This is a genomic window from Dickeya lacustris (assembly GCF_029635795.1).
GTDB lineage: Bacteria > Pseudomonadota > Gammaproteobacteria > Enterobacterales > Enterobacteriaceae > Dickeya > Dickeya lacustris.
Window position 1 is genome coordinate 2,134,265 of record NZ_CP114280.1, and the last position, 16,907, is coordinate 2,151,171.

At 53.8% G+C, this 16,907-nt stretch carries 14 protein-coding genes, 1 other RNA gene and 1 pseudogene; 7 read left to right on the forward strand and 9 right to left on the reverse strand.

What is annotated here, in order from left to right:
• Positions 1-88: 88 nt before the first annotated feature.
• Positions 89-511 (reverse strand): DUF1249 family protein, encoded by a 423-nt coding sequence (locus O1Q98_RS09675; protein ID WP_125258024.1) that lies wholly within the window; start codon positions 509-511, stop codon positions 89-91.
• Positions 508-1,146 carry an ADP-ribose diphosphatase gene (gene nudF / locus O1Q98_RS09680; protein ID WP_125258023.1) on the reverse strand — a complete coding sequence of 213 codons (639 nt, stop codon included), beginning with the start codon at positions 1,144-1,146 and terminating at the stop codon, positions 508-510. The genes O1Q98_RS09675 and nudF overlap by 4 nt, the downstream gene beginning before the upstream one ends.
• 394 nt (positions 1,147-1,540) lie before the next feature.
• Between nudF and tolC the strand changes: the two genes are divergently transcribed.
• The 3 genes and pseudogenes from tolC (at position 1,541) to O1Q98_RS09695 (ending at position 5,149) form a co-directional block, all read left to right on the forward strand.
• Positions 1,541-2,950: an outer membrane channel protein TolC gene (gene tolC, locus O1Q98_RS09685; RefSeq protein ID WP_125258022.1), complete on the forward strand. Its 1,410-nt coding sequence runs from the start codon at positions 1,541-1,543 to the stop codon at positions 2,948-2,950.
• Between the two features lie 192 nt (positions 2,951-3,142).
• A pseudogene (locus tag O1Q98_RS09690) lies at positions 3,143-3,790 on the forward strand (DUF1190 family protein); the annotation flags it as partial.
• A 198-nt stretch (positions 3,791-3,988) separates the two neighbouring features.
• Positions 3,989-5,149 (forward strand): glutathionylspermidine synthase family protein, encoded by a 1,161-nt coding sequence (locus O1Q98_RS09695; RefSeq protein ID WP_125258020.1) that lies wholly within the window; start codon positions 3,989-3,991, stop codon positions 5,147-5,149.
• 92 nt (positions 5,150-5,241) lie between these two features.
• On the opposite strand, the gene ygiD is transcribed toward O1Q98_RS09695, so the two are convergent.
• From ygiD to rsmI, 3 genes are all read right to left on the reverse strand, one after another.
• Positions 5,242-6,030: a 4,5-DOPA-extradiol-dioxygenase gene (ygiD, locus tag O1Q98_RS09700; RefSeq protein ID WP_125258019.1), complete on the reverse strand. Its 789-nt coding sequence runs from the start codon at positions 6,028-6,030 to the stop codon at positions 5,242-5,244.
• A 261-nt stretch (positions 6,031-6,291) separates the two neighbouring features.
• Positions 6,292-6,670, reverse strand: an RNA gene (gene rnpB / locus O1Q98_RS09705) — RNase P RNA component class A.
• Positions 6,671-6,702: 32 nt separating this feature from the next.
• Entirely contained in the window at positions 6,703-7,581 is an 879-nt protein-coding gene (rsmI, locus tag O1Q98_RS09710; protein WP_125258018.1) for a 16S rRNA (cytidine(1402)-2'-O)-methyltransferase, read from the reverse strand.
• Between the two features lie 59 nt (positions 7,582-7,640).
• Between rsmI and O1Q98_RS09715 the strand changes: the two genes are divergently transcribed.
• The 4 genes from O1Q98_RS09715 to dolP are packed head-to-tail and all read left to right on the forward strand — an operon-like array spanning position 7,641 to position 11,211.
• Positions 7,641-9,644, forward strand: coding sequence for a penicillin-binding protein activator (locus O1Q98_RS09715; protein WP_125258017.1), 2,004 nt, complete (start codon positions 7,641-7,643; stop codon positions 9,642-9,644).
• A complete protein-coding gene (locus tag O1Q98_RS09720) occupies positions 9,641-9,997 on the forward strand; it encodes a YraN family protein (protein WP_416232398.1) in 357 nt (118 codons plus the stop codon). The genes O1Q98_RS09715 and O1Q98_RS09720 overlap by 4 nt, the downstream gene beginning before the upstream one ends.
• A gap of 37 nt (positions 9,998-10,034) precedes the next feature.
• Entirely contained in the window at positions 10,035-10,625 is a 591-nt protein-coding gene (diaA, locus tag O1Q98_RS09725) for a DnaA initiator-associating protein DiaA (protein ID WP_125258016.1), read from the forward strand.
• Positions 10,626-10,635: 10 nt separating this feature from the next.
• On the forward strand, positions 10,636-11,211 hold the full coding sequence (dolP, locus tag O1Q98_RS09730) for a division/outer membrane stress-associated lipid-binding lipoprotein (protein ID WP_125258015.1): 576 nt from the start codon (positions 10,636-10,638) through the stop codon (positions 11,209-11,211).
• Between the two features lie 86 nt (positions 11,212-11,297).
• Here dolP and O1Q98_RS09735 read toward each other — a convergent pair whose 3' ends face one another.
• From O1Q98_RS09735 to arcB, 4 genes are all read right to left on the reverse strand, one after another.
• On the reverse strand, positions 11,298-12,599 hold the full coding sequence (locus O1Q98_RS09735; protein WP_125258014.1) for an alginate lyase family protein: 1,302 nt from the start codon (positions 12,597-12,599) through the stop codon (positions 11,298-11,300).
• Positions 12,600-12,893: 294 nt separating this feature from the next.
• Complete coding sequence (gene mtgA, locus O1Q98_RS09740; protein WP_125258013.1) at positions 12,894-13,646, reverse strand: monofunctional biosynthetic peptidoglycan transglycosylase; 753 nt, start codon at positions 13,644-13,646, stop codon at positions 12,894-12,896.
• A complete protein-coding gene (gene elbB / locus O1Q98_RS09745) occupies positions 13,643-14,296 on the reverse strand; it encodes an isoprenoid biosynthesis glyoxalase ElbB (RefSeq protein WP_125258086.1) in 654 nt (217 codons plus the stop codon). The genes mtgA and elbB overlap by 4 nt, the downstream gene beginning before the upstream one ends.
• Positions 14,297-14,532: 236 nt before the next feature.
• Positions 14,533-16,872 (reverse strand): aerobic respiration two-component sensor histidine kinase ArcB, encoded by a 2,340-nt coding sequence (arcB, locus tag O1Q98_RS09750; RefSeq protein ID WP_125258012.1) that lies wholly within the window; start codon positions 16,870-16,872, stop codon positions 14,533-14,535.
• Between the last annotated feature and the right edge of the window lie 35 nt (positions 16,873-16,907).

The following is a 16,907-nucleotide window of genomic DNA, read 5'->3' on the forward strand; positions in this document are numbered from 1 at the left end:
GCCATCACTCTCGCTCGGCGATAGTCTAAAGCGGGCACGTTTAAGGCCAGCGCTATCTATCGATGATGGGTATCAATATGCCTATACGCTAACAAACGGGAACCGACATTGTCCCCCAGGCCAGACAATACCTGAGCCAATCGGCGAGGAATTGATTAATTTGATGCTTTTCATCACGTTGATGTAATTTTTTATTCGGATAATCATAACGTGCCTTAAAGCGGAAGATCTGCTGAGTGGAACACACTTCCGCAACCATCGCATCGTAATACAGCCGCACCACCAGTGTTGGCAGGCCCCAGTAACTGACGATAGGGGCAACCTGTTGAATTTCTACCAACGCGGTATAGCGCGTAGACTCCAGAATCGTTAAACGATAGCGGGTTCCCTGCACCTGATACTCTACCGCTGCCCCCACCTCTTCATTGCGTGGCAACAAACGACGTAATTGAGCGAAATTCATCTCGCTCAGGCGCATCATTTCAGGGAAATCCGGGGTATAACGCTTCATGACTCGCCCACCCAGGCTTTTTTCAGTGATTCATGGTGCAACGCCAACCATTGCAAGGCAATGACAGAGGCCGCGTTATCAATAATCCCTTGCTCTACCCACTGATAACTTTGCTCACGGCTGACCACATGTACCCGGATATCTTCATTCTCTTCCGCCAAACCGTGAATACCGCTGGCGGCGGCGGCGTCCACCTCGCCGACCCAAATCGCCAGCCGCTCGCTGGTACCGCCAGGGCTTGCCAGATAACTCAACGCCGGACGGCAACGCCTGACGACTAACCCGGCCTCTTCCTGCGCTTCGCGCCGGGCAACCTCTTCTTCGCTCTCGCCTGGCTCAATCATACCGGCCACTAACTCGAACAACCACGGCGACGGGCTGGTGTCGTAAGCGGCGATACGGATCTGTTCTATCAGCACGACCTCATCACGCACCGGATCATACGGCAGCAGCACCACGGCATGACCGCGCTCAAGGATCTCGCGGCTCACCTCCTCACTCATACCGCCGTGAAACAGGCGATGGCGAAAACGGTAGCGTTGCAATGAAAAAAAACCTTTATAGAGCGTTTCACGTGCAATAATTTCTACATCATCCTGACTGAACGTACCGGGATGGGCGGTTGGCAAGGCCATAACTCAACTCCTGTGAACAGTACGGCGGGCACGCCATCGTGTGTGGCGAAAACGTAGACAGACACTCACCGTTTTGTGCAATATTTACCGTGCTGAACCCGATAGGGAAAATCAGGCACGGCAATGATCGGCTAAGGATGAGAGCTTACGGGCCTTAACGCAACGCCTTTATGTCCGCCAGAGCTCTGCCCTGCCGGAGCGCCACACCACGCGCCTGTCAGGCATTGTGCCCGGCCCCAAACCGTTAAGTAAAATAGGCTTTTGGGATAACCGCAAGCAAAAGATGGCACGTTCAGCCACCTAATGCGATTAGCCGATTCTGATAGAATCGGTAAGTATCTCGTCTCCAGATGGCGCAACCCTAAGCAACTTTGCTGTACAACAAGGAACGCAAATGAAGAAATTGCTCCCGCTTCTTATCAGCCTGGGCCTGTTCGGCTTTAGCGCCGCAAGTCAGGCAGAAGATCTGCTACAGGTTTATCAGCAGGCCAAAACCACCAACCCAGACTTACGTAGCGCTGCCGCCAATCGTGATGCCGCATTTGAGAAAATCAACGAAGCCCGCTCTTCATTGCTGCCACAGCTGGGACTGGGCTCTGATTACACCTACACCAGCGGCTACCGCGATCGTAAAAACATCAACAGCAACGCCACCAGTGCCTCACTGCAACTGACGCAGTCGATTTTTAATATGTCGCTGTGGCGCTCCCTGACGTTGCAGGAAAAGCAGGCCGGTATTCAGGACGTCAGCTATCAAACCTCCCAGCAGACGCTGGTGCTGAACACTGCCACAGCCTATTTCAATGTGCTGCGGGCCATTGATGCGCTGTCATATATCAGCGCACAGAAACAGTCTATTTATCGTCAGTTGGATCAAACCACCCAGCGTTTTAATGTCGGCCTGGTCGCCATTACCGACGTGCAGAACGCCCGCGCGCAGTATGACAGTGTGCTGGCAAGCGAAGTGAGTGCCCGCAATAACCTCGACAACGCCATGGAAACATTGCGTCAGGTGACGGGGAACTTCTATCCGCAGCTGGCTGCCCTGAATATCGAGCGCCTCGCACCGCAAAAACCGGATGCCGTTAACGGCCTGCTGAAAGAAGCCGAGAACCGCAACCTCAGCCTGCTGTCAGCGCGTCTGAGCCAGGATCTGGCACGTGAACAGATTCGTTCGGCAGAAACCGGCCATTTGCCAACGCTTAACCTGACCGCCTCAACCGGTGTCACCAATACCGATTATTCAGGCTCTCGCGCGGCATCCACAGGGATGAATAATTCATACGTCGGCCAAAATCAGGTCGGCCTGAATTTCTCACTGCCGATTTACAGCGGCGGCTCAACATCCTCCAAAGTAAAACAGGCGCAATATAGCTTTGTCGCGTCCAGCGAAAATATGGAAAGCGCCCACCGCTCGGTGATCCAGACGCTGCGTTCCGCGCACAACAACATTTCCGCGTCCATCAGCAGCATCAATGCGTATAAACAGGCCGTTGTCTCTGCACAGAGCTCATTGGATGCCATGGAAGCCGGTTATCAGGTGGGGACGCGCACCATTGTTGATGTGCTGAATGCCACGTCTACGCTGTATAGCGCCAAGCAGCAGTTGTCAGGTGCCCGTTACGATTATCTGATTAACCAGTTAAACCTCAAACAGGCGCTGGGAGTCTTGAACGAAGAAGACTTGCGTACCTTGAACGGACTGCTCGGCAAACCGGTTCCGACCAGCGCCGCCATTGGCGATGACGCCCCCGCTCCGGCGACCCCTGCGGGTACGAAAGCGCCAGCTAAAGCGAAATCCTGATGTGACAGCAAGAGGGGGCATTGGCTCCCTCTTGTATATTGCACTGACCCATCGTCAGCATCGCACCATTACCGGCGGTTATTTTCCGCTCAAGGGCGCTTTATAAGCAGCGCGCCCTTCTCCTATGCTAAACGCGCTTTACTTATCTATATCAATATGATGGGCATGATGCCCTTTCCTCTGGAATACACCATGAAAAGAACGCCACACATCCGCCATGCCCGTTTTCGCAAGCAATGGCGCTATCGTATTGCTCCTCTCGCTCTGGCAGTAGGCGCAACCTTTATTCTCGCTGGCTGTGAGAAGGCTGACGAAACGGTGTCGCTTTACCAAAACGCCGACGACTGCACTCGCGCCAATCCTTCGATGAAAGAGCAGTGCAACACCACCTACAACAACGCCTTACAAGAAGCGCAAAAAACCGCGCCTAAATATGCCACCCGGGAAGAGTGTGTGGCTGCGTTTGGTGAAAGCCAGTGTACCCAAAATACGACCACGGCAAACGCGAGTTCCCATCAGCAGGGCAGCTTCTGGATGCCGTTGATGGCCGGATTTATGATGGGAAAACTGATGGGGGGCAACAACTATTCCCAGCAACCGATTTTTCGCCCAAACCCGGCTAACAATCCTGCTGGTGGTCAGTACGTCGATGCCAGCGGCAAAAGCTATGGCAATACGATGGGCCGCACGATCACGGTGCCACGGGAAGCAATGGCCCCCAAACCTGCAACCAGTGCGCCATCATCGAGTATCACCACCACCCGTGGCGGTTTTGGCGGCACGGTGAACCAAATGAACAGCGCCCCGCTTAATAACAGCGCGCCAGGAAATCATCCCTCTCAAATAGCTACCCCTTCCGCCACAACGAACACCGCACCCATCACCAAGATGCAAGACAACCGGGATAGCAACCGCACCAGCAGCAGTTATAGCAACGGTAGCAACAGCAGTTACTCCTCTGGTAGCAGCTCTCGCCCAACCAGCAGCGAAGCACCTGCTCGTCGCAGCATGAGTTTCGGTGGATAAGGGGACGGATTGATGAAACGTATTGCCATCCATGAACGTCCTGACTGGCGAGAGAAAGCGGCAGAATACGGTTTCCGCTTCCATACACTGTATGGCGAGCCATACTGGTGTGAAGACGCTTACTATCAATTCACCTTGGCACAGATTGAAGCGCTGGAAAACACCACCGCTGAACTTAACCAAATGTGTTTGCAGGTGGTTGATAAGGTGGCAAACAGCGAAGCGCTGTTAACAAAATTCCGTATTCCACGCCATACCTGGGATTTTGTACGCCACTCATGGCTGTCACGCCAGCCCGCGCTCTACGCCAGACTGGATCTGGCTTATGACGGCAAGGGGCCCGCTAAACTGCTGGAAAATAATGCGGATACGCCAACCTCGCTCTATGAATCCGCATTCTTTCAATGGATTTGGCTTGAAGATCAAATCAATGCAGGCCGTCTGGCGCAACAGGCCGATCAGTACAACAGTTTGCAAGAGCAGCTAATCGAGCGTTTTGCTTATCTACGCAGCCACCACGGTTTCAACAACCTGCACCTCACCTGTTGCCGGGATACCGAAGAGGATCGCGGTACAGTGCAGTATCTGCAAGATTGTGCTCAGGAGGCGGGCATTCCCACCCGTTTTCTGTACATTGATGAAATCGGCCTGGGGAATCGCGGCCAATTTACCGACCTGCAAGACACCACGATAAGTAACTTATTCAAGCTCTATCCCTGGGAGTTTATGCTGCGGGAAACGTTTTCGACTAAGTTGCAAGATGCTGGCGTGCGCTGGCTTGAACCCGGCTGGAAAAGCATTATTTCTAATAAGGCGCTGTTGCCGATGCTCTGGCACATGTTTCCCAATCACCCGAATCTTCTGCCAGCCTACTTCTCGGAAGATAACCCTCCAGCGATGAGTGATTACGTCATCAAGCCGCTGTTTTCACGCGAAGGGGCCAACATTCAGATATTTCGGCAAGGCCAGCGCGTGGCCGCCGCAGACGGGCCTTATGGCGCAGAAGGGTATATCGTACAGCAATTCCAGCCGCTGCCACGCTTTGGCGACAGCTATACGCTCATCGGCAGTTGGCTTGTCGGGGATACGCCTTGTGGAATCGGGTTGCGCGAAGACAGGGAACTGATTACTCAGGATCTGTCACGCTTCTACCCACACATCATTTTGGATTAAGGTTCACGCTTTTAGAGTAAGGTTCACGCGTCCCGGTAACAGGCACACACCACCATCAGAGTGATTTATCCACGTGATGTGTGCCTGCGTCGTTAGCCTACTCGCACTGACATCATACTGAGTGACCCCATCACGATGCCGTCCGTCGGCACCGAAATAGGCTCATCACCATTCCAGCTTCCCAACACATACAACAGCGGCAGGAAGTGATCCGGCGTCGGGTTTGATAACGCAGCGTCATTATGCTGCATGAAGTTCACCAGCGGGTGCTCTGCTGCCTCACCTTGCCAGCGCAAATTGTCACGGACAAAATCATTAAACGATGTCGCCCAGCTATAGGCAGAGCCATCGCCCTGCCATTTAATCATACGCAGGTTGTGCACCACGTTACCGCTGGCGACAATCATAATGCCTTCATCACGCAACGCCGCCAGTTTACGCCCCAATTCGTAGTGATATGACGGGGGCTTGGTGCCATCAATACTGAGCTGCACCACCGGAATATCAGCGTGCGGATAGACTTTGATCAGTACACCCCATGAACCATGATCCAACCCCCACTCTTGATAATCGGCAAACACCGAGACCGGTGCCAGCAATTCCTGAATGCGTCTGGCGACATCCGGTGCCCCAGGCGCAGGATACTGCGTATCGAACAACGCCTGCGGAAAACCGCCAAAATCATGAATAGTCCGGGGTTTATCCATCGCGGTTACGGCGGTACCTCGGGTATACCAGTGCGCTGAGACCGCCACAATTGCTTTCGGACGAGGTATCGTTGCTCCGAGCGTCCCCCAGGCCTGCGTATACTCATTGTCTTCCAACGCATTCATCGGGCTACCGTGGCCCAAAAACAGTGCTGGCATCCGGGAAGTGCTCATAGCGATATCCTTAGTAACAAAGTGAACGTCTCAACGACCTATGTTTGTTACTTTACCGCTACTGTTTCGCCGAAGCTGTCGGATTCCGGTGATGATGATTGTCAATAAATTTGATGATGTTGGCATGAACGCCGCAAGCCACACGAACAGCTAACGGCTATTGATGACGAATACCTTGATAAACCGAGAAATACCTTGATACACCGAGAGTAAAGCGTAGAAAAAACCCCCGTCAGGCTGTACCTGCGGGGGTTAGCGATGAGGTGAAGTTGACCGATAAGCCGGGTTCTGTCGTGGACAGTCATTCATCTAGGCCAGCAATCACTCACTGGCTCAAGCAGCCTACCCGGGTTCAGTACGGGCCGTACCATGTGAACCCCTATTTGGCCTTGCTCCGGGTGGAGTTTACCGTGCCACGGACTGTTACCAGCCGCGCGGTGCGCTCTTACCGCACCCTTTCACCCTTACCTGATCCCGCTTGCGCGGGCCATCGGCGGTTTGCTCTCTGTTGCACTGGTCGTGGGTTTCCCCCCCAGGCGTTACCTGGCACCCTGCCCTATGGAGCCCGGACTTTCCTCCCCTTCATCTGTCTCCCCCTTACGGAGGACGGCAACAAAGCGGCGACTGTCTGGTCAACTTCGGCGCGGATAATAGGGCAAATCGCCGCGCTTGTCATCCCTGATTATCGTCGTCGCCGTCCTGCTCCAGCGCATAGCGATACAACGCATTCTTTTTCACGCCATGAATTTCGGCCGTCAACGCCGCAGCTTTCTTCAACGGCAGCTCGGCACGCAGCAAGTGCAAGGTGCGCAACACCGCTGCCGGTAACGCCTCCTCGTCCGGCTGATGACCCTCAACAATGAGCGCCATTTCGCCTTTACGACGGTTTTCATCCTCCAGCACCCACGCCAGCAACTGCGCAACCGGTGCCCCGTAAATGGACTCCCAGGTTTTGGTCAGTTCCCTGGCCAGCACCACATAACGCTCCGGCCCCCAGACCTCGACCATATCCTGCAAACTGTCGAGCAGACGGTGGGTGGATTCATAAAAAATCAGCGTTCTGGGCTCTTCGGATAACGCCCGTAACGTATCCTGACGCGCTTTGGTTTTCGCCGGTAAGAACCCCTCGTAACAGAACTTGTCAGAGGGCAAACCGGCGGCGGATAACGCGGTAATAGCAGCACATGGCCCCGGCAGCGGCACCACGCGAATGCCAGCTTCACGACAGCGGCGCACCAGATGGTAGCCGGGGTCGTTAATCAGCGGCGTACCGGCATCCGACACCAGTGCAATACTCATTCCCTGCTGCAAACGGGTTAGCAATTGTTCGGACTTATGCTGCTCATTATGATCGTGGAGTGCGAACAGGCGCGCATTAATCGCGAAATGTTGTAACAATAAACCGGTATGACGGGTATCTTCTGCTGCAATAAGATCAACCTGTTGCAGCACCGCCAGCGCGCGCTGCGTGATATCAGCCAGATTGCCGATGGGCGTAGGCACAATATAGAGCGTTGAGGCGGAAATCTGAGCTTGTTGGTCTTGATTCATTGTTTCATCCGGGTTGCCGATTTAATATTGAGCATCGTTAAAACATCACTGGATACAGTATGCTTCCGTTAAATTCTGTCCGAGCCCATGCAGGCCGTTTGATTCCTGTCATGTTGGCGGCGCTATTTCTCGCTGGCTGTCCCAGCCAGGCCCCGCAAGGCCCTGCAACGACACAGCTCGCAGAGGGCAAGGCCGGTGCATCCTCTGACTACTACCTACAGCAGATGCAGCAAAGCGGTGATAATACCAAGGCTGACTGGCAATTACTTGCGATTCATGCCCTGGTTCAGGAAGGTAAACTTGCGCAGGCCAATAACCTGCTCAACACCCTGCCATCGCCATTGAACGACAAGCAACGCCAGGAGCAGCGCCTGCTGACGGCAGAGCTCGCCAGCGCGCAAAACGATATGAGCGCCGCCAATACGCTACTGGCGCAGCTGGATGCAAAAACACTCTCCGCCCAACAGCAAGAGCGTTACTACCAGACGCTGATTAAAGCTGGACAAAACCAGCCTTCGCTTGCGCTGATCCGCGCTTACATCGGCCAGGAGCCGCTGTTGCAAGGTGATGCGCATCAAAACAATATCGACCAGACATGGGCTGCGCTGACGCGTTTATCCCCGCAGGATTTATCCTCGATGGTGATTAACGTCGATGAAAATACCCTGCAAGGCTGGCTTGATTTGCTCAATCTCTGGCAAACCAAAGCGCAGGTTCCAAGCGATTTGCAAGCCGCGATTGATGACTGGAAAAAACGCTACCCTCGCCACCCTGCGGCCAAACAGTTACCCTCGCCACTCGGCGGTAGCGCACAGGCGGCGGCACAGCCGGGGGTCGCAGCGCCTGCCAGCGGCGCTAACGTCATCGCATTACTGCTCCCCCTGAACGGTCAGGCTCAGGTATTTGCCAATGCCATTCAGCAAGGCTTCAGCGCGGCCAAAAGCGGCCAGGCGACGTTGGATATGCCCGCGCCATCCACCCCGACGTTACCCGTCGCAGCGGCTGGCACTACGCCGACAGCCACGCCCGTGATGGCACCCGTCACCCCCGCGCCTGCCGTTATTCCGCCAGTAGCCGCTGCCAGCAGCGTCCCTGTCAGAGTGTATGATACGTCGAATCAGTCGCTGGCGAATGTGATTGCTCAGGCGCAAAAAGACGGTGCAACCACCCTTGTCGGGCCTCTGCTAAAAAATGAAGTAGAACAACTGCCCAGCCTGAATCCTACGCTGAATATACTGGCGCTTAATCAACCAGAACGTATCCAGCCGAATCCAAATATCTGTTATTTCGCCCTTTCACCGGAAGATGAAGCGGCAGATGCCGCCCAGTTCATGCGTAAACAGGGCAAACAGCACCCGCTGATTATGGCTCCGCGCGGTAATCTGGGCGATCGCGTCGTGGCGGCATTCGCTAAATCCTGGCAACAGCAAGGCGGCGGCGTGGTACTGCAACAGCGCACTGGCGGCGTTTATGAGTTAAAACAGGCGCTAAATAGCGGCGCGGGCATCCCGCTTAATGGGCAACCGGTACAAACCGCAACCGCTGCGCCAGCGGCGACAACAACGGTAGGTGGGTTAACTATTCCGAATCAGGCTCCGCCGATTGCGAATGTCACCAGCGATGGTAACGTGGACGCAGTCTATCTTATCGCAACGCCGGATGAGTTGGCGTTACTCAAACCGATGATAGACATGCGTAATAAAGGCGCGAGCCGTCCGGCGCTCTATGCCAGCTCTCGCAGTTATCAGGCAGGCCTCGGCCCGGATTTCCGCTTTGAGATGGAAGGGCTACAGTTCAGTGATATTCCGCTGTTAACGGGGGCAAGCCCGGCATTGATGCAACAGGCCAGCAACCAGTTCCGCAACGATTACTCACTGGTCAGGTTGTTCGCTATGGGCATGGATGCCTGGAAGCTTGCGAACAACTTCGCCCAGCTACATCAACCTGGGGCGGCCTTATCCGGCGCAACCGGAACGCTCGGCACCAACACAGCGGATTGCGTTATCAACCGCAAACTGACCTGGCTGCAATTCCGTCAGGGCCAGTTGGTGCCTGCATCCTGAACCAGCGCATGACCGGCGGCCAGTACGAACAACTGGCCCGCCACTACCTCGAGCGCGCCGGGCTTGCTTTTATCGCCGCCAATGTCGCGTTTCGCGGCGGTGAGCTGGATTTGATCATGCGCGATGGCGCAACCTGGGTATTTGTCGAGGTGCGTTATCGCCGCAACAGCATGTTTGGCGGTGCAGCCGCCAGCGTAACCCGGCAGAAACAGCAGCATGTGTTACGTGCAGCAGCGCTATGGTTGTCACATCAAGGGCAAAGCCTCGAAACTGCCGATTGCCGCTTCGATGTTATTGCCATCACAGGAACACAGGTCGAATGGTTGGCTAATGCATTTGGTCAGCCTGAATAACAGTGTGATTTTCAACATCAAGACAGGTTAAAAAAACGTGCTGGAGAGAATTAAAGGCTGTTTTACCGAGAGTATCCAAACCCAGATTGCCGCTGCTGAAGCGCTACCGGATGCCATTTCACGTGCGGCAATGGCGATGGTGCAATCTCTGCTTAATGGCAACAAAATCCTGTGTTGTGGCAACGGCACCTCTGCGGCCAACGCACAGCATTTTGCCGCCAGTATGATCAATCGTTTCGAAACCGAGCGCCCGAGCCTGCCAGCAATCGCACTTAATGCCGATAATGTGGTCTTAACAGCGATAGCCAACGATCGCCTGCACGAAGAGGTGTACGCCAAGCAAGTGCGTGCATTAGGCCAGGCAGGGGATGTGCTTCTGGCGATATCAACACGCGGTAACAGCCGGGATATCGTCAAAGCGGTAGAGGCCGCCGTCACCCGCGATATGACCATCGTCGCGCTGACCGGGCACGATGGTGGAGAGCTGGCTGGGTTGTTAGGGCAGCAAGATGTCGAAATTCGCATTCCTTCTCATCGCAGCGCCCGTATTCAGGAAGTTCACATGCTGACGGTTAACTGCTTGTGCGATCTAATCGATAACACACTTTTCCCACACCAAAACGATTAAGGAGTGCTCCATGAGGATCTTTTATTGCATTGCCATGCTGTCAGCCTGCCTGATGCTGCAAGGCTGCATTGGCGCAGTCGCGGTCGGCAGTGCGGCAGTGGCGACCAAATCAGCAACCGATCCCCGCACCGTCGGCACCCAGGTTGATGATGGCACACTCGAAGTCAGGGTCTCCAACGCGCTGGGTAAAGATACCCAGTTAAGCAAAGAAGCCCGGGTTTCCGTGACCGCCTATCAGGGCAAAGTGCTACTGACCGGCCAGACAAACAATATGGAGCTGGCAAACCGGGCTAAACAAATTGCAATGGGCGTAGAAGGCACCACCGAGGTGTACAACGAAATTCGTAAAGGCGCGCCTATCTCTCTGGGAACCGCATCAATGGACACCTGGCTCACGACCAAGGTTCGTTCGCAATTGCTCGCCAGCGATACCGTAAAATCCTCCAATGTGAAGGTAACAACAGAGAACAGCGAAGTGTTCCTGCTCGGCCTGGTTACACGCCGTGAAGGCACGTCAGCGGCAGAAATCGTCAGCAAGGTCAGTGGCGTTAAACATGTCACCACCGCTTTTGGCTACCTCGACTAACAAACGGTATCCATCGCCCCACTGTATTCAGGGCAGCAATTGCTGCCCTCATCAAAATTAAACCTCAGCGCCACGCTTGCTGCACCCTACTTGTTATGCTGTGAATTATCGGCGCGCTGCCTCGGCTGCGACAACAGCCAGCTTTCTCTGCGCACATCGGCACCGGGATCGGGCGCACCATCCCATTCGCCACGCAAAAATGGCATAAACCCCGCCTGATGGAGAATCGCCTGATAACGCAGCGAGCCTGTTGCTCGTTCAGCCTGCAACATGAGAGGAATCAACGCCGCGCCCTCTCTGCCCATCGTTTTATAGGGCCACGGGCGATGGACATCGAGGTAAGGCGCCATAAAATCAAGCGCAGCCAATAGGCTACTCCCCTGAGGGGTCAGCGCCTGCCACAGATCTTCCCCATCGCGCTCTGCCAACATCGCCATCAGGCTGGCAGCCTGTAAATTAAAGAGGCTGTAATGAAATGAGCGGGTGCGGGCCAGTTCTTCCGGTTGTGAACCGTCTGCCGACAGCTGATGCGCCAGTTTTTTCCGCGCCAGCGCTATCATTGCATTAACCGTTTCAGGCTTACCGAGATAGGCAGCTATCCCGGCAACCTGCACGGCATACCAACTGCCATGATTATTTTTTGCCGTTGACTCCTGCTTACCGGAAGGGCTGTTTTGTAACCATGACAAATAATCTGTCATCCATTGCCGGAGCGACTGCTCATCTTCATGACGCCAGCCAGGGGATTGACGCAGTATCAGCAGCGCATCAACCATTCGGGTGGCAAAATAGCGCCCATCTAAAACCCCCGCACCGCGACCTGAATTACGCCCGGTTATCGCCTGCGCATAATTCAGGTTAGGGTTCATACGTGTTTCCGGGCTAATAAACCAGGCACGAATCAGGGTAATCGCTTTATTTGCATATTCAGGCTTCCCCGAAAAATACCATGCCAGCGACAGTACCCAGACTCGTTGAGTAAATGTCGCCAAACGCACGGCATCCGTCTGCTCATTTTTGGTTGCCGGATTCACTTCACCGTCACGTCGTATCCAGGGCACCCCCTCTTTTTGATGCGGGTCTGGCCACCAGTAAGCCGCAAGGCTCAGGTAATCATGCCGATCGCCGCTTGGGGGTATTGAAAGTTTTTGAGTAACCGACATCACCGGAGATTTCAGCGCACGGTCGGCTGCATGCAGCAGCTCCCGATACGCCAGCTCCGTCTGGGGAAGAGCACGATGCTGTTGCAGTTGATCTCTGGCCTCAACAAGCGCCTCACGCTGCAAAAATACATAAGAAGAATTGTCGTTTTGAGGCTCACCCGCCCCCCAACCTGCCGAACTCCAGCATAATAAAAGTGATATCAGCAAGATGAAGACATGTCGCATCGCCGCCCCCTTATTTTACACTGCTATGATTTGTATGATTTTTTCTCGAAACACCCCATCATATCACGCCAATGATTTAACGATTGGCCCCTGGGCCCATCGCAAAAACCGGAGGGCATCCACACTGTAGATGATGGATAGTTTTTCCACAAAAAGGATAATAACCGCTGGCTATTGCGTTAACGCACAAAAGCCAGACAGCACGCTAACACTGATGGCGAAAGCAAAAACCGGTATTGATGGGCGACAAAAACGGAAACAGCCACCCGATATCAGGAGCCTGTTTCCAGCGCATTAATACAAACGGTTGGCTTCAAGAAACCCGGCTCCGCCTATCTGATGCATCTGGCGTAAAATCCATTGCTGACGACGAACAACATAACCAGACGGCTTGTTGGCATGATAGCGGATAGGGTTGGGTAGTACGGCGGCGAGCAGCGCGGCCTCAGATGCCGTCAGCCGACTGGCCGGTTTGTTAAAAAACCGCTGGGCGGCCGCTTCAATACCAAAAATACCGGGGCCAAACTCAACAATATTCAGATATACCGTCAAAATTCGCCGTTTAGTCCAAACCACTTCCACGGCAACCGTTAGCCCGGCTTCCAGCCCCTTACGCAGCCAGCTACGACCATCCCATAGCAGCAGGTTTTTAACCATCTGTTGTGACAATGTCGATGCGCCACGAATACGGTTTTCGTGCTGCTCGTTATGCCGCAAGGCCGCAGTAATGGCCTCAAAGTCAAACCCCCAGTGGCGCGGAAACTTTTGATCTTCAGCCGCAATCACCGCCAACGGCATGACGGCGGCAACATCCTCCATCGCAACCCAGTCAGAATGCGCAACATAGCTGAAATCGCCATCAAGCCAGGCGCTAATCTGCCGGTCTGCCATGACAGCGGAAAAAGGAACCGGCAAAAAAGCAAATAAAACAATAGCGACCAGCCAACATGCCGCTACGCCGCCGAGTATGCGCAATGCACAGCACCTGACGCGCCGCCAGCCTCGGTTAAGGCCGCTATTCTGCCTGGGTTGCCGGAAAAAACTCATTGTGTGAGTTCCAAAACCCGCATCACCAGTTTCTCAATTCCGACAGCCGCCTCTGCGATAGAGTTAGCCAACATGTAGGCGGGTGTGGTCACAACCTTGTTTTCCACATCCACCACGATATCGTCAACCGGGCAGACAACATGTATACCGCCCATCTCCGCGATAGCTTGAGCTGTCGCCTCATCATGACCAATTGTAAGCTGCACCGGAGTATTGAGCAGTTTTGGCAGGAGTGCCGGAGCGATACAAATAAAGCCAATTGGTTTATTTTTCTTATGAATTCCCTGAGTAAGTATTTTCAGATCGTTATCAACTTCGCAGGCAGCACCACGCACAGCAAAATCACTCAAATTTTTTGCAGCACCAAAGCCACCGGGCACAATCAGCGCATCAAGCTGTTGTGGATCGGCGCTGGATAATGGCAGGATGTCACCACGGGCAATACGGGCTGACTCCGCTAAAACATTGCGTTTCTCACCGGTTTCCTCCCCGGTCAAATGATTTACCACATGCATCTGATCCTTGTCTGGCGCAAAACAGACGGCGCGCGCGCCAGCGCGATCAATTGCAAGCAGAGTCAAGACAACTTCGTGAATCTCTGAACCATCATAAACACCACATCCGCTGAGTACGACACCGACTTTTTTCATCACTCAAGCCTCATTTCATTACATCAACTAATTGATTTTTTGATTGACAAACACTAATCTACATCACACATTTTAATGATTCTTGTAACAAACGACGCCATATTTGCTATGGTGTGTGTTGCCAGAAGATGGGATTTCACAAACGCTTGCGTACCAATGACATCTGAGAGCGAACGCGAGTGGACAGCTTTCCCTGGTGTTGGCGCATAATTCGCGCACCCCGGCTTCGGTCGGGGTCATTTTTTTTCAGCCTCTGAAACCCATTCCTTCAATACCTGAACGTCCTGCTGCCAGTCGTGTTTCAACTCATCCACCCACTCTTGTACGTTGTCCCACCATGCGGGTAATGTCGTCGTTTGAATCTGTTGCGCAACCTGTTGCAGATGACGTAGCCCCACCGAGCCTGCCGCGCCTTTAATTTTGTGCCCCTCTTCGGCAATGCCTTTCTGATCGCGTGCCGTCATATTGGACTCAAGAATTGCCAGGTATCCCGGCATCATCTGCTCAAACATGGCCAGGCTTTGATGAATCAGCACTGGCCCCACCAGGTCGAGATATTGCTCCAGCATCGGAATATCCAATATCCGCTCATGCAGTGAGTCTTTATCCACCGTCTCTTCAACCCACTCAGGTTGAGCATGATGATCCCAATACTGCTGGATAACCGCCGTCAGCGCCGGTACAGCCAGCGGTTTACTGAGGACATCATCCATCCCGGCATCGAGATATTCTTTTTTATCTTTCAGCACATTCGCCGTCAGCGCCACCAGCGGCGGCATAGCGCGATCGCGATAACGCTCACGCAACCGGCGCGCCACATCCAGCCCGGTCATGTCTGGCAGCTGAATATCCAGCAATACCAGGTCAAACTCATCCGGGTCGAACATATCAAGCGCGTCCTGCCCGGTCATCGCCACATCGACGCTGCTACCCAATTTTTCCAATACCGAACGCGCCACTACGACGTTTAGCTCAATGTCTTCCACCAACAACACATGCAGCGCAGGCAGCGGCAGCTCATCCTGCTCATCGTCACCGGACTCATCGCTATCACCCACTGGCGCGCTCACTGTCAGCGTAAAGCAGGACCCCTTACCTAAGTCACTGGTTACATGGATATCACCGCCCATGCTCTGCGCCAGACGCTTAGAAACCGCAAGGCCGATACCGGTGCCAGTAGCCGGTTTACCGCCATGCTGGTCTTTCACCTGATAGTACATCGAGAAAATCTTCTCCAGTTCATCTGCGGGTATGCCCATTCCCGAGTCTTCAACCTCAAAGCGCAGACGATCCCCTTGCTCATGCCAGACCCGTATAGAAACATGGCCCTCACGGGTGAACTTCACCGCATTACTGAGCAAGTTCCAGAGGATTTGGCGCAGCCGCGTTCCATCGGTAATGATGGTTTTAGGCAACGGCTGATGCAGTTCCATCTTCAGCTGTAGCCCTTTGGGTTGAGCCAACAGCCCGCCCAGATTTTCCAGATCCACCACAAAGCCCACAAAATCAACCGGTTGATTGTCTAACTGGACTTTACGCCGCTCTTGTTTATCCATTTCGATAATATCGTTGAAGATATTGCCAAGCGTGATGGCACTGACATGAATGGTTTTCAGGTATTTTTGCTGCTCGGCGTCCAGATGGGTATCGAGCAGAATGCGACTTAACCCGACAATGCCATTAAGCGGCGTACGAAGCTCGTGGCTGATCGTTGAGATAAAGGTGGTCTTCTCCCTGCTGGCGTTCTCTAACGCGTCCTGGTAGCGCTTACGCTCGGTAATATCGCGGCCAAACCCCATCAGCCCGTGACGTTTACCCATGCGGTCGTAAAAAGGCACTTTACGCAGCTCAAAACAGGCCTTGCGCCCATCGGGATAAACCAGCCATTGTTCGTACGTCAGCGAGACGTTATGACGGAAGACTTTTTCATCCGTTTCCATCACTTTCTCGGCAATATCTGGCGGATAGACATCTTTGGGCGTCAGCCCGATAAGCTGTTTCTGGCTCTTGCCAAGCAGCAACTCCATCGCCCGGTTACAGCCGGAGAATTCTTTGTTTTCGTTGCGGTAGTACACCAGATCCGGTGAGGCATCCAAGAAAGACCGCAGCAAGGCTGACTGCTGTTCCAGTTCTCGCTGGGCCTGCTCACGCCGCGCCATCTCCTCGCGCAATTTGGCCACCATCAACAAACGGGCTTCCTCAGCCTTAATACGATCGCTGATTTCCTGATTCAATTGGGCAATATTGCCCTGTAATTGCTCATTCAGTTCCTGATCGCGCTGGCGCATTTCTTCAAGCTTGGCGACCAGGCGGGATAAGCGTTGACGCGACTCTTCCAGTTGTTCCACCACAACGGACAAGAAATACACCGCCCAGGGCGTAATGAGTAACCCGAAGAAGATTGAACGCACGACATCGATATCTTCAACTTTGCCCGTCAGCAGCAGCGTCACTGCCATCTGTACCACTAACGCCAATAACACCAATACCGACGCCAGCAGCAAAGAAAAACGAACCAGCCCCAGTTTGACCATCAAATCCACATAATACTGAGCCAGCAGCCTGATTTGTCTCATAGCAGTTTTCCTTAATCATCAACACGGAAATGATA